Source organism: Streptomyces sp. PU-14G (genome assembly GCF_041028275.1).
In the GTDB taxonomy this organism is placed as follows: domain Bacteria; phylum Actinomycetota; class Actinomycetes; order Streptomycetales; family Streptomycetaceae; genus Streptomyces.
Map to the genome: position 1 here is coordinate 23,802 of NZ_JASKYT010000001.1, position 12,773 is coordinate 36,574.

The following is a 12,773-nucleotide window of genomic DNA, read 5'->3' on the forward strand; positions in this document are numbered from 1 at the left end:
AGGCATCACAGATCCAACGCGAGGGTTTCCCCGAGGTGATCCGCATCCGGACGATATCGCTCGCCGAGTGGGAGGAGACCACGAGGGGAGCGCTCTCCCACTTGACGAGGACGATCTGTACGCATACCTGGAGAAGGCGTACGACCATGTCTTCGGCTGCGCGTCGGAACTGCCATAGCACCCCGGGGACTGAGAGCGCACGGCGGGCGCCCCGGTTCGCCGCCCGTCGGCGCTCCGGGCGTCTACAGCTCGTAGCCGAATTCGGCTGCTTCGGTGGCCAGCACCTTTCGAATCTCCCGCTCGTCGTCGGACGTGAGGAAGACACGCGAGGGGTGCCCCGCCAGACCGCGGGCCGGGTCGACGCATTCCCGGAAGGATCGCAGTTCCTCGGCATTCCTTTCATAGCCCGAGAAGGACGGGAGTTGGGTACCCACCAGCTCCCCGAGCTGCGCTCCACCCGTATCCGGGTCGCTGATCAGGTCCTCCCAGCGCAGGACGAGCACGTTCTTGCCCAGATCGGTGAGCTCTCTGATCATGTCGAACGCGCTCAGCCAGTAGCCGCAGTGTTCCTCGGCGGTCAGCGGACGCCAGTTGCTTGTCCTTGCCTCACGGCGCCGGCCGGACGCCACCACGTCGAAGGGGTGCCGCACCGTGAACACACACGACTGACAGTGATCACGGAGGGCTTCCCCCAGCGGTCGAGGGGCCGCCGGGATTCCGCCACGCCCCCACGTGATCGGCTCCTTCCAGCCCAGTACCCGCGGATCGGCCTTCTCCAGGCCACCGTCGGGCCAGGAGAGAAATTCGTGCTGCAGGGCCTTGCCATGCCGGTCCTGCCCGGTCCGGGCATAGTCCAGAAGTGCCGGCATAACGTCCTGCTCGGGGCAGTCCTTGAGGTCCGCGAGAACTTCATGGACGCAGTACGTGTCCGGGAGTTGTGTCAGCCAGTCGCTGATATAGGTGGTGCCGCTCCGTGGAGCGCCGCTGACGAAAACGAATTGATCGAGCACTGACGCCTCATCCTTCTTTTCTGCCGCCGAAGACGTGCTGTTCACTCAGTCCGCTGCGCTGGAGCTGCCGCCATTTCCCTGTAGAGCGACTCGGTCCGCTCCACAAAGCGCTCCATTCCGTAGCGCTCCGCTGTCAGTTCCCGCAGGCCCTGACCGGTCAGCGGTGCTCCGGCCGCTGACCGCAAGGTGTCGTGCAGCGCATCGGCGTAGGCGCGCGCGTCCCACGGCGTCACCAGCCTCGCTCCCGGACCGGCGACCTCTCTTCCAAAAGCGGTGTTCCACGCGACCACGGGCAGACCGTGAGAGTTGGCCTCCAGGAACACCAGGCCGAAAGACTCGTAGCGTGAGGGCACCGCACACACGTCCGATGTCCAGTAGAGCTCCTCCAGCTCCGCGTCGCTCACCTCGCCACGCCACGCGACTCGCTCGCCGTAACGGCGGCTGAGCGGTTCTCCGTGCTTCTCCCACATGCTGCCCGTGTCGTCGATGTGGTCCTTGCCCGCGATGACGATTCGTGCCGAAGCGTCCTCGGCAAGCAGGAGGGAGGCGGCGGACGCGAAGAGGTCGAACCCTTTGCGGCCGCTCAGCCGTCCGACGTAGAGCACGGTGTCACCGGACCGGCGGGGCTCCCCAACCGGTGCCGGGATACCGAAGGGCATGACGCCACCGGTGGAGCGGATGCGGGGCGGAAGCGACTGCAGATGGCTCTCGGTCGGGGCGATCACCCGTTCGCTGCGTGCCAGGCATACACGCTCCGAGGCATCCAGTACCCGGCGCCCGGCCAGGTCGCGGAGCCGATCCGTCCATCCGCCGCTCTCCTTGGGCACCTGAGCGATGGCCGTGGTGGCCCGCAGCAGCTGCGGCGCGGACTTCCGCAGGGAGTGCGCCGCTCCCAAAGCCCGCCAGCTGGCGCACTCCACCACGTCGAAAGGCCGCTCGGCGTGCAACGAACGGATTTCGCGCGCCACCTGGAGGCTGCGCCGCAGATCGGTCCCGCCCGGTACGGTACGCAGCAGACGAGCCGTCGGCGTCGTGTCTACGAGCCATCGGACCCGCGGCCCGCCCGCGCCGTCCGCGGCGGACTCGGGCCGCTTCCCCGCCGCGACCAGAACGACCACGTCGTGCCCGCGGCCCGTCAGCCCCTGCGCGAGGTCCCAGGTATACCGCGCGATTCCGCCGACCATCGGCGGATAGGCCGGGGTCACCAGGCAGATTCGCAGGGGCCGGGCAGCAACACCAGTACTGCGCCGCTGCCGGCCGGGCGACTCCTGAGCGGTTTCAGGCATGCAAGTCCTCCAGAAGATGCAGTACTTCGTCCCCCGCCCGCTCGGCCCTTCCGAGGAGGCCGGGCGGAGCGGGAACGGCGCCGCGGTCGGGTCCGATGTGCACGGCTCCCGCCAGTCCCGCACGCAAACCTCCCAGAACATCGTTCTCCCACGAATCCCCGACGACGACCGCGGCACCCGGCCGGACGCCGAGCCGCCGCAGCGCCTCGTGGAAGACCTCGCCGTCGGGTTTCGTACGCCCGACGTCCTGGGACGTCACGAGTGTGTCGACAGCGTCGGTCAGCCCCAGGCGCGTGCACTTGGCCGTCTGAATGCCCAAGGGGCCGTTGGTGACGATCCCGACGCGCACACCATCGTCCCGCAGCGCTGCGAGTACGGCCGCAGCTCCCGCGGCGAGGCCCACCGATGCCGCGGTGGCATCCGCGCACGCCGCCACTCTCCGGCACAGAGCCGAATCCGGGCTGTGCCAGGGTCGCATCGCGTGCCGCAGGCGCCGGTCGCGGAATTCCGCGACCGGCACGCGCCCGGTGTCGACCTCGGCATGATGGCGGAACAGGTACGCGTCGAACCTGTCGAGAAAACCTGCCACGGCCCCTGTGGGGAGATGGTCCCGGACCGCCTCGGTCACCGCTTCCCTTTCGCGCGCGGCAGCGGGGGCGTACTCGATCAGGGTGTCGTCCAGGTCGAACAGGACCGCCTGTGGCCTCCCGGGCGTCATGCTGGCCCGGTGGCACCGCTGCGCGATGCTGCTCGGGGTTCCGTTTCCGGTTGCGGGGCGGTGACGGCAGCCACGAAGTCTTCGAGTGACATCCCGGCTTCACCGCAGGCATTGGCGCGTAGGAAGGACCACTTCGCGTAGAAGTGCCGCCAGGAGCTGATCACGTTCTCCGGTGTCCGGAAGCCGGGAGCGTCCACTTCGCCGTGAGCGCGGTGCTGGATGACGGCGCCGGTGGCGATGGCGATCTCGTGCCCGCCGAGCTTCCGCAGCTCAAGGCTGTAGTCCAGGTCCTCGCCACCGATGCGGTAGGTGTCGTCGTGGCGCAGCTTCGTGGCGACCTCGCCCAGCACCGCCATCGCCCGGTGCCCGGCGAACTCCACCGGCACCGTGCCCGAAATGGAACCGACCCGCTGCCACTCCCAGTCCCAGATCTGCCGCGGCCGCCCCGCCATATGCTGCTCGGTAAACCGGAGCTCTCGCTGACCGCTGTAGACCAATTCTCCCTCCCACGGCTCCACGGAGCCGCAGGCGGCGTACCGGCCCGCGCGCAGCACGGCGGTGACCTCCTCCTGCCAGTCCTCGCTCAGCACCACGTCGTCGTCGAGGTGCACCGCGACGTCCGGCACCGGCCCCTCGTCGAAGACGTGGTCTTCGAGTACGCGCTTGCCGCGCATGAAGACGTTCTTCTCACTCCGGAGGTAACGGGCTCCGTATTCCTGGCACGTCCGCTTCAGCACCGTGCCCGTCTCCGCTCGAGAGGCGTTGTCGAGCACGGTGATGTCCGCGGCGGGGGCGTCCGCGCGCTGGGCGCGGATGCTGGCCAGCAGACTCTTCAGGCCCTCGGGCCGTTCGTACGCCAGCACCAGGAAATGAGTACGCATCTACCGAACACCTGCGCTTTCCGCGATCAGGCCGCTGCCCCGCCGTCGACGCGAAGTACTTCCGCGGTGACGGCCGAGGCGGCGGGAGAGAGCAAGAAGTCGACGACGGAGGCCACGTCTGCCGATGTCGTCTCGTGCGGGAGCATGCCCCGCCGGAGAATGCGCTGTCGGGTCGTTTCGTCGATCCCGGAGCTCATGTGCGTGTCTACGAATCCCGGGGCCACGCAGTTCACGGTGATTCCCCACGCCCCCGCCTCGGTGGCGAGTACCCGAGTGAACCCTTCGAGGGCCGCCTTGGTCGCCGTGTACACACCGAGGCCGCGGTACGGCCGCTGAGCGCAGATGGAGGATATGTTGACGACCCGCCCCGACTTCCTGCGGGACATCGCCTTGATGGCAGCCTGGCTTAGCACCATCGGAGCCATGAGGTTCACGGTGATCATGGAGTCCATGTCGTCCTGCGGCAATCCGGCGTGCAGCCCGCCAACAGCCACTCCGGCGTTGTTGACCAGTCCGTAGAGGTCGGCGCAGGCACGTATCCGCTTGGCCACCGCATGGGTTCCCGCACGCGAGCCGAGGTCGGCCTCCAGGAATCCGGCGCGGCCCCCGTGCGACTCCTGGAGCCGCGCGTAGTCGTCCGTCAGCTTCCGGGCCACTCCGACGACCTGGAATCCTGATGTCAGCAGCGCGGAACTGATCTCGAACCCGATACCGCGCGAGGCGCCGGTGACGAACACCGTCCGGCCGACTTTGATGTGGCTCACAATTGCACCTTTCCGGACTCGGCAACAGCCAGGTCGTCGACCACGTTGATGCGCTGCGGCCGCTCGTGAGCTTCCAGCACGGTGCCGGTGTACCGTTTCAGAGCGGCTACCAGTTGGCGGGGCTCGGGCGCACCGCGCGGTACGACGTCCGCCGCGACTACCTGCCCCAGTACAGGGCTGCGCATCCCGTAGGCGCGCGCCGCGAGGACCTCCTCGTGCTGCTGCAGGACCTGCGTCACGCGGTAGGGATTGGCCTTCATGCCGCCGACATTCACATACACGCCGACCCGCCCGGTCACGTGCACGCGACCGTCAGCCAGTCGCACGAGGTCACCGGTGGGGGCATACGGTTCACCCGGAGCCGTCGAGACGAGCAGCTTCTCGCCGTCCACCTCGAAGGCGGCACCGTTGGACAGCCGGTGCCCGCGCCGCTCCTCGGGCAGCCCCGGCAACTCGTCGTCGACTAGGATCGCGGTGCCGAGTTCCGTCGTGCCGAAGATCTGGGTGATCCGGCGCGGGGCCACTGACTCGCGCACGAGGTCGAGCAGGGACTGATCCACGGACTCCCCGCCCATCGTCAGACTGCCGATCCGGCGGAACCCGCTTTCCTCCCGTGTCGCGATAGCCGCCATACGCCAGAAGGACGGTGTGCCCGCCGCCACGGTCAGCTCTGGGGCCCCAGGCTCCGGAGCCGACAGGTCGGTGGGCCTGACGAACTCCAGGGAGGCCGCGCGACCCAGTGCCTGGCAGGTGGCGGACACCCCGGCGAAGCTGTGGGCCGCGTAGCCGATGGCCCAGCGCTCGCTTCCGCCGCCGTCCCATGCGCGGCCGTGCGTCAGCAGGCGCCATGGCCATCGCGTGGCCCGGGGCGCGCCCGTGGTGCCGGAGGAAAGTAGCCGGAGCCCGGCTTCCTCTCCGTCCGCTGCCCCGCGCTCCGCCCCGGGCAGCGGACGGACGTCGAAGCCTCCGGCGGCGTCCGATACGGCAACGGTGTCCGCGCCCAGTGCTGCCGCCGACGCGTCGTCGGTGGACGGTCCGGCGATGATCACATCCACGTCGAGCCCGCGGGCCGCGAGAAGCACGGTTACCAGCGGCACTCCGGCCGATACCCGTGCCAGCACCACCGTGGAGCCCGCGTCCACGAGAAGTTTCCGCAGGCCGGCGGAACACTCGAAGGCCTGCTGCCAGCTGACCGCGCGCCCTGGGTCCCGTATCCCCGACGGGGCGGAGAGTCGATCCTGCTCCGTCACGACTCGCCTGTCGGGCGCAGTGCGGAGCGGAGTTCTCCGAAGGTCTCCAGGTCGGTGCCGGAGGTGATTTCCAACAGCGTGTCCAACCGCTCCTCCAGGCCGACCACGATCTCCGCGATCAGCAGGCTGTCGACACCGAAGTCGGCCATCCGGCAGGTGTCCAGCCGTTCCAGGCCGACGGCCTCAGGAGCGCCGTTCCCGGAGCCCTCCCCGTTTTGGGCCCGCAGTTCGAGCACGGACCTGACGGCCTCGCGCATGGCGTCCTCGGGTATCTCCGGCCCGGTGGCGGCCGCTTCCTGACGCGGCATTGCCTTCTCCTCAGTCACGGTTACTGCCTTCCCGTTCCCAGACGCGCATGAGCGTGCGGTAGCTGTCAGCGAGCGACTTCTCGACCTCGTCGAGCGGACCGCCGCCGAGGTAGTACGGAGGCGCCGGCGGAGCCTCGGAGTTGGGGCGGCAGAATCCGCCCCGGAGCGGGATTCTGACCGCCTGGCCGTCCGACCCGGCCGGGTAGACGATCTTCGGCGGACTGATGTAGGTCAGCCGGAAGCCGCGGGCGAGCAAGGTCGCCTGCACCTCCGGCGAGCCCTCGGCCTCCAGGTCGCACATCGCGACGGTGCAGGCCTCTCCGCGCGCGGCCACCGCATCGTCCAGGCCCCGTTGGAGGCTGTGGAGGTCGATGAACACCACGCGCGGACCGTGCGGGTCCCCCGGCGCCCCGCCGGCAGGCGCCGCGTCGCTGACCTCCGCGGCCGCGATCGGACCGTCGGAGGCGACGTGCACCCGTGGATCGAAGCCGTTGAGCCTGCACAGCCCCCGCACCAGGGCGGCCGACTCCTCGTCAGCCAGGTACACGGCCGACTGCTCGCCGAACCCGCGGCGCACGGCCTCGCTGTCGGCGCTCAGCTCACGATAGTCGAGCAGTTCCATGAAGCGCCCGGCCATAATGTAGAAGGGGGCCACCCCCCAGTGTGCGGAGCCGACCTGCCGGGTGTGAATCCGGTGGATGGCGGTGCCACCGGGAATCCGGCCGGAGGATCGCCGGTTGCGCGGCACGCACGAAATCGTGTGGAACGGCGTCCGGCCGGCCCCGCCGAGGACTCGGCCGAGGTCCCACATGATCGCTTCGCTCGCCCCCGAGACTCTCGCCTGGGTGCTTCCCGTACGGGCGACTTCGAGGTGCCCCGGGCCGTAGAGCCCTGCGCCGGAAAGCGTGGTGTGGGTGCCCAGCCGCAGACCGTCGAGGACCTCCTGCTCCGGTTCCGCCCGGGTCCGGACCAGCTCGGCGACGGTACGCACCTCCGCGGCGTCGCCCCAGAAGAGGATGCGTTCACTCCCGTCGGCGACGCGCCCCGCCAACCGCTCCTGGTCGAACACGTCCGTGTGGTAGTCCCCGTGGTAACAGCGCATCAGGACGCTGGTACGAAGTCGCACGGCCAGGTCGGGATGCCCGGCCCACACCGCTGGGTCCAGCCAGGTATCGCCCGGCGGGCGTGACCCGTGCGAGCGCAGTGCATCGGCACGGTCGCCCCGGGAAATGTGCCGAATGACGCCACCCGGCATTACAGGTACCCCATCTCGGCGAGCCGTCGGAGCATGTCGGGTGAGTCGGCCTGCCGCTGCGGCTCACCGTCCACCTGCTCCTGCCAGTTCACCGTCTCATCGACTGTGTGGGAGATCCCGAGTTCACCGAGCAGCGGGCTCAGCGGAATGCCCGACGGCACCGGGAGGCCCTGTGCCGCACACAGCAGCGAGAACATCTCCGCCATCTCAAGGGGCCTGTGTGCAGTACGGTCCGGGGACGCGGGGAAGTCGGTGCCCTGGGCCAGGAAGATCCCGTTGATCCGGTGGCCGCTGACCAGCCCGCCCGGAGTTCCGAACAGCCCGCCCGGCAGCCCCGGGCGGGGGTGCACGCCCTCGGCGGGGACCAGGATGACGTCCGGCCCCAGGTCACGCATCGGACCAGCGGAGAGTTCCTCAGCGAGGATCACCCGCTGAAAGGCGGGTTCTCCGGTCTCTGGTACGCGGACATCGAGCAACCCGTCCCGCAGCTCCCGGAGGCATTCCGGGTATTTCTCCGCCGGAACCCCGAATCCCTCCCGATCGGCCCGGTTCACGTAGACGGCGACCTCCGGCTCCTCACCCGCATACGCCCAGGAGCTTTCGACGTCCAATCCCCCGTCCGTTTTGCGGGTAGCCCAGCCGCGCTCCACGAGCCATTCGTCGGTGTGGAAGACCTGCCGAGACAGCCCGGCCCCGTGGTCGCTCACGACCACGACGTTATCCCACTCCTGCGCGGCAAGCAGGTCGGCCAGGGCCCGGTCGGCGAAGGCATACGCCTCCATGACGGACTCGCCGGGTGACTCGGGGTCCTCCCAGAAAAAGTGCTGCATGCGATCAGTGATGGTTACGACATGAATGGCGAGGTCGGCTACGCCGAGACTGCCGAACTCCGTGGCAGCCTGGAGGTGGCGGGCTCCGACATTCAGGATGTGCTCGCGCAGTTCGGCGGGGCGGTTGACCAGTGACAGGCCCTTCTCGATCTCGTAGCGGTAATCGGGGATGCGCTCCTTGAGCTGCTCGGCGAGGTGCGGCGGCCAGGTCTGGCCGGGTGCCTCCTCCAAGGACAGCGTCCCGCAGACGAAGACGCCTTCAGTCGGGGGCGCGGGGTAAGCCATCGGGAAGTTTGTCACCGAGACCTGGCCACCGTGCTGCTGGACGTGCCACCAGATGCTTGCCTCGTCCAGGTGCCGCGTCGAGACCAGCGGTCGGCTGCCGCGGTCGGGGTCGTGCCGGCCCCGCCAGTGGTAGACACCGTGCTGGTCGGGCCGCAACCCGGTCATGAATGTCGTCCACGCGGGTCCCGTGAAGAACGGCAGCGTCGACTCAAGAGTCCGGACTGTGCCCGAGTGGTACAGGCGCCCCAGCGCCCCTTCCCGATGCCGTCTGGCATACCTGTCGAGCACCGTGAACGTCGCCCCGTCTAGACCGACGACCAACAACTTCTTCATCGTGGCCCACCCCCATTTTCCGCACTTGTGTGTCCGACATCAGCGATCTCCGGCCGCGGCGCTGCCCCTGGCCCTGACCCGGCACCAGCCTCGGCCGATCCGAAGGTCGCCAGGTACTCGACGACGGATTCCGCGACGACCTCGGCCAACCGTCGGATGTCGGCGGGCTCTTCTATTCCCACGGAGAAGCGCAGGAACGGGTCCGACCCCTCGGCCATGGCCGAGGCAGCGGAGACGCGCGTGGTGGCGAAGCCGAAACTGAGCCCCTTTACCAGAGGCGTCCCGTGCTTGCGCGCGCCGACCAGCATGCGTTCGATGACGGCCTCCAGGCCGTCCCGGTTGTTGAGTCCGGCCTGCTGGAACTCGATGGTCAGCACGGCGCCGCCGTGGGCCCAGCCGCGCGTGCTCCAGTCGTCCACGCTGCCGACCGTGACGGCGGACGAGATCCGCGGGTCCTCTCGCAGACACCGGGCCATGAGTGTCGCGTTTGCCGACATCTGCCGCATGCGTTCGAGGTAGGCGGACCGGTCGGCCCGGGGGAAGCGGGCCACCGCGTCCGGGTAGAGAACCGTTCCGGTATTGCGCCTGATCGTGCGGGCCCGCGCGGCGAGCCGCCGGGGTACCACGCAGATTCCGGCCATCTGGAGATCCAGACCGAACTGGGCGTACTTGCTGGCGCTCTCGTAGTAGAGGATCTGCGGGTGTCCGGGCTCGCCGAACAGAGCGAAGACGTCGAGGCCGCCTGAGACCATCGTGCCGTCCACGACCAGCCAACGGTCGGCCCAGCCCTCCCGGGAGGCGGTGAGCTCCGCCAACCGCTCCAGGTCCACGATGGGCAGCCCGGCCACGTTGTTGACCGCATCGGCGAACAGCACGCGGGCGTCGTTCTCCTCGACGACACGCACCAGGTCCTCCGCGTCATAGCCGGACGCCCGGACGTGCCGTAGGAAGCGCAGGCTCTCCAACTGCTCCGCCGCCTCGAAGTAGATGTACGGCGCGTAGGCGACTGTGTCACCGGGCTCCACGACATGTCGCAGCAGCAGGCTCTCGATCACCTGGAATGCCGCCATACCGCTCGACGTGGCGATGGTGTCCACGTCGTCGCGGTCGAGACCCAGCATTCCGGCGAGGTCGAGTTCCAGGGTGCGCAGATCCGCGGTTCCGTAGCGGGCATAGTTCACGCCTCCCGCGGCCTGTGCTGAAGTGTCGTAGAAGTTCACCCGGCCGCTTTGATCGTAGGCCGGACTCGACCATTCCAGAGCGTTGGTGAGCGTCTCCCGGACGCGCAGCAGTACGCGCATCGCGTCCTCCTGCGCACCGGGGAGGATCTCCGGCGCGGTGCTCTTGGCGAGGGTCTCCGCCAACTCCCCTGCCAGTTCCTGGAGCCGGCCCACAGCCCGGTGGGCGATCCCCTCCCGGGGAAGACCGACTGCTTCCAGGTAGCTGCGGTGGTCCGCGGCTCGAGCCGTGAGCTCCGCCAGGTCCAGCGTGCGGCCGGCCCACCCCTCGGCCACGGAGTTGCCACGTGCGGGGTGCTCCCCCGCGGTGGTGTGGGCGTCGGCCGCGTGGGAGTCGGGCTCGCCCCCCACACGCAGCTCGGGTGCGGATCCCGTGGCTTCTTCCGGCTCCGCGTCGCTCTTCTCCAGCGTCGGCAGGTGGTGCCGCAGCCCCAGCGCGATACGCAGCCGCTCGTCGTCGACGTTGGTGACCACCGCTCGGGCAAGTGCGGAGGAGGAGATGTTGCCGCCGGACAGAATCAGCAGCGTCCTACCAGTCTCCGCCGGTACCCCGCCGCTGAGCAGCGCGGCTACGGAGGTCGCTCCCGCGCCCTCGACGAGGAGGCTGTGTTCGTGCAGCAGTGCATAGATGCCGAGCACGATGTCGCTCTCGGTCACCGCGCAGAGGTCATGGGGCAACTCATCGAGCACACCGGCGAGCGGATTCGCGAACGTGTGCTGGACCGCCAGGCCGTCCGCGTACGTCGGCGGGGTCGCCATCCGCAGGCAGTAGTCCAGCGGCTGACTGTCGAAAGGCCGGTTGAAGACCGCCGGATGGGTGGCTATCAGGCGGGCCCGGGGAGAGTGGATGGCCGCGTGCGCGCCGATTCCGCTCAGCAGCCCCCCGCCGCCCAGCGGCACCACCACGGTGTCGAACGCACCGGTGTCCTGCTCGGACTCGACCAGGCACGTCCCTTGGCCGGCGGCCACGTTCCAGTCGGCGTAGGGCGACACGAACGGCACACCGTGCTGTTCCGCGTACTGAACGGCATGGTCGGTGGCCTCCCGCAGGTCCCGGCCCACCACCGTGATCTCCGCGCCGGCCGCCGTGATCCTGCGTACCTTGAGCTCGGAGGCGGAGGTGGGGACGAAGACCCTGGCACGCTGTCCCAGGGCTGAAGCGGCGGTCGCGAGCGCGAGACCGTGGTTGCCGGCCGAGGCGGTGACGGTAACTTGCCCAGGCTCGAAGTGGGCCAGCGCGTTGAAGGCGCCCCGGGCCTTGAAGCTGCCGGAGACTTGCCAGCACTCCAGCTTGGCCCAGACCTCCCGGTACGCCGTATCCAACCAGGGCAGCCTGACGGTGGGCGTGCGGACGACATACCGCGCGAGACGTTCGTGTGCTGCGGAGACGTCCTGGGCGAGCTGCGCCATCGGCGCTCCGACGGCGGCCGGGCGCGAGGACGGGGAGGTCATATGCACGGGTGCTGCGGTACTCACTGAAGTACCCCCATCGCCAGAGGGATCTCGAACAAATCAGGGTGCTGGAAGGGTCCGTGGCCGAACATGCCATCCTCGCCGAAAAGTTCGCCATGGTCGGCCGTAACGACGAGCGCGAGCGGCCCGGGCAGGGATTCCAGCGCGGCACCGATCCTGCGATCGGCCACCTCCAACGCTCTGATCTGGGCCGACTTCATCTCAAGGTAGTCATCGTCGGAGAAGGTGAGCCGATAGTCCTGATCGGAACCGACCGACCCGCACGAAAGGTCGCGTTCGGCGACGCCGTGTGCCCCGGGAAGTCGCGGTAGCCGGGATTTGGGGAGCATATAAGGGTAGTGGGTCTCCGCCGCGTTGATGAACAGAAAATTGGGCCTGTTCCCCGCGAGCCGGATGCTGGATATTTGCGCGCCCAGGCCCCCGCCCTGCGGGGAGAGTTCATAGTCCGTGAAGCCGTGCCGCAGCCCGGCTTCCGGGCGCAGGACAGGCATGGAGACCCGCGCGTGCGAGGACCATCCGCAGCGCTCGGCCATGGCAGCCACACTCATGTCCGGGTGGATGGTCCCCGCCTGCCCAGGGTTTCCGGTGAAGGCCTGCGACCAGAAGAGGAAATCCTCTCGATAGGTCGCCGCCGCAGCGACACCCGGCCGGCTCCGATAGGGCAGGAGCCCGGAGAACAGGCAGGCGTGGCTGGGAAGAGTCCACGTCGCATAGCTCATGCGCTTCTCGGCCAGGGAGCAGACCTCGTCGATGACCGGAGTCCGGGCGACGTGGAAGGAATCCCAGCGCAGGCTGTCGAGGACGACTACGAGAACGGTACGCGGGGCCTCCGCGTCAGCGAGGACGCTCCTCGGTTGCGTATAGCCCGTCACCGCAGGGCTCCGATGCCACCCGTACACAGCCGGGCCCGGCCCCGTGCCCCGTATCCGCTCTGCCGGAGACTGGGCCAAAGGCTCGGCATGCACAGGGATGGCAGTCCGTTCGGACCACCGATCGCGGCCGCATGGCAATACTCTGACCACATGTGTGATCGTCCCCCTTATCACTCAGATCGCTGATGGTTTGGGCCTGAGTAGGCACGCAGGAGCTACTCGGCGTTCGATAGCACGAAGCGTCCGGACCTCATGCGTCGCGGACCGTAA

General features: G+C 68.8%; 11 protein-coding genes. All 11 read right to left on the reverse strand.

Annotation, left to right across the window (positions count from 1 at the left end):
• Positions 1-242 precede the first annotated feature (242 nt).
• The 11 genes from AB8Z75_RS00080 to AB8Z75_RS00130 all read right to left on the reverse strand — a co-directional run bounded on the left by AB8Z75_RS00080 (position 243) and on the right by AB8Z75_RS00130 (position 12,503).
• The gene (locus AB8Z75_RS00080; protein WP_369199285.1) at positions 243-1,055 is read right to left on the reverse strand and encodes a hypothetical protein; all 813 of its coding nucleotides are present in this window, start codon (positions 1,053-1,055) and stop codon (positions 243-245) included.
• Positions 1,052-2,296, reverse strand: coding sequence for a glycosyltransferase family 4 protein (locus AB8Z75_RS00085; RefSeq protein ID WP_369199224.1), 1,245 nt, complete (start codon positions 2,294-2,296; stop codon positions 1,052-1,054). Before AB8Z75_RS00085 ends, AB8Z75_RS00080 begins: the two co-directional genes overlap by 4 nt.
• On the reverse strand, positions 2,289-3,014 hold the full coding sequence (locus AB8Z75_RS00090) for an HAD family hydrolase (protein ID WP_369199225.1): 726 nt from the start codon (positions 3,012-3,014) through the stop codon (positions 2,289-2,291). The genes AB8Z75_RS00085 and AB8Z75_RS00090 overlap by 8 nt, the downstream gene beginning before the upstream one ends.
• A complete protein-coding gene (locus tag AB8Z75_RS00095) occupies positions 3,011-3,895 on the reverse strand; it encodes a glycosyltransferase family 2 protein (RefSeq protein WP_369199226.1) in 885 nt (294 codons plus the stop codon). The genes AB8Z75_RS00090 and AB8Z75_RS00095 overlap by 4 nt, the downstream gene beginning before the upstream one ends.
• Before the next feature lie 26 nt (positions 3,896-3,921).
• Entirely contained in the window at positions 3,922-4,659 is a 738-nt protein-coding gene (locus AB8Z75_RS00100; protein ID WP_369199227.1) for an SDR family NAD(P)-dependent oxidoreductase, read from the reverse strand.
• Positions 4,656-5,801, reverse strand: a complete 1,146-nt coding sequence (locus AB8Z75_RS00105; protein ID WP_369199228.1) for a hypothetical protein — start codon at positions 5,799-5,801, stop codon at positions 4,656-4,658. The genes AB8Z75_RS00100 and AB8Z75_RS00105 overlap by 4 nt, the downstream gene beginning before the upstream one ends.
• Positions 5,802-5,905: 104 nt before the next feature.
• Positions 5,906-6,217, reverse strand: coding sequence for a hypothetical protein (locus AB8Z75_RS00110; RefSeq protein WP_369199229.1), 312 nt, complete (start codon positions 6,215-6,217; stop codon positions 5,906-5,908).
• 10 nt (positions 6,218-6,227) lie between these two features.
• Positions 6,228-7,343: a hypothetical protein gene (locus tag AB8Z75_RS00115; protein ID WP_369199230.1), complete on the reverse strand. Its 1,116-nt coding sequence runs from the start codon at positions 7,341-7,343 to the stop codon at positions 6,228-6,230.
• 128 nt (positions 7,344-7,471) lie between these two features.
• The gene (locus AB8Z75_RS00120; RefSeq protein WP_369199231.1) at positions 7,472-8,920 is read right to left on the reverse strand and encodes an alkaline phosphatase family protein; all 1,449 of its coding nucleotides are present in this window, start codon (positions 8,918-8,920) and stop codon (positions 7,472-7,474) included.
• The gene (locus tag AB8Z75_RS00125; protein ID WP_369199283.1) at positions 8,917-11,610 is read right to left on the reverse strand and encodes a pyridoxal-phosphate dependent enzyme; all 2,694 of its coding nucleotides are present in this window, start codon (positions 11,608-11,610) and stop codon (positions 8,917-8,919) included. The genes AB8Z75_RS00120 and AB8Z75_RS00125 overlap by 4 nt, the downstream gene beginning before the upstream one ends.
• Before the next feature lie 20 nt (positions 11,611-11,630).
• A complete protein-coding gene (locus tag AB8Z75_RS00130) occupies positions 11,631-12,503 on the reverse strand; it encodes a hypothetical protein (RefSeq protein ID WP_369199232.1) in 873 nt (290 codons plus the stop codon).
• Positions 12,504-12,773: the final 270 nt, after the last annotated feature.

Bases quoted from the DNA above. Each gene is read 5' to 3' on its own strand.
- AB8Z75_RS00085 (WP_369199224.1), bottom strand. From the start codon at position 2,296: ATGCCTGAAACCGCTCAGGAGTCGCCCGGCCGGCAGCGGCGCAGTACT.
- AB8Z75_RS00090 (WP_369199225.1), bottom strand. From the start codon at position 3,014: ATGACGCCCGGGAGGCCACAGGCGGTCCTGTTCGACCTGGACGACACC.
- AB8Z75_RS00095 (WP_369199226.1), bottom strand. From the start codon at position 3,895: ATGCGTACTCATTTCCTGGTGCTGGCGTACGAACGGCCCGAGGGCCTG.
- AB8Z75_RS00110 (WP_369199229.1), bottom strand. From the start codon at position 6,217: ATGCCGCGTCAGGAAGCGGCCGCCACCGGGCCGGAGATACCCGAGGAC.
- AB8Z75_RS00120 (WP_369199231.1), bottom strand. From the start codon at position 8,920: ATGAAGAAGTTGTTGGTCGTCGGTCTAGACGGGGCGACGTTCACGGTG.
- AB8Z75_RS00125 (WP_369199283.1), bottom strand. From the start codon at position 11,610: ATGACCTCCCCGTCCTCGCGCCCGGCCGCCGTCGGAGCGCCGATGGCG.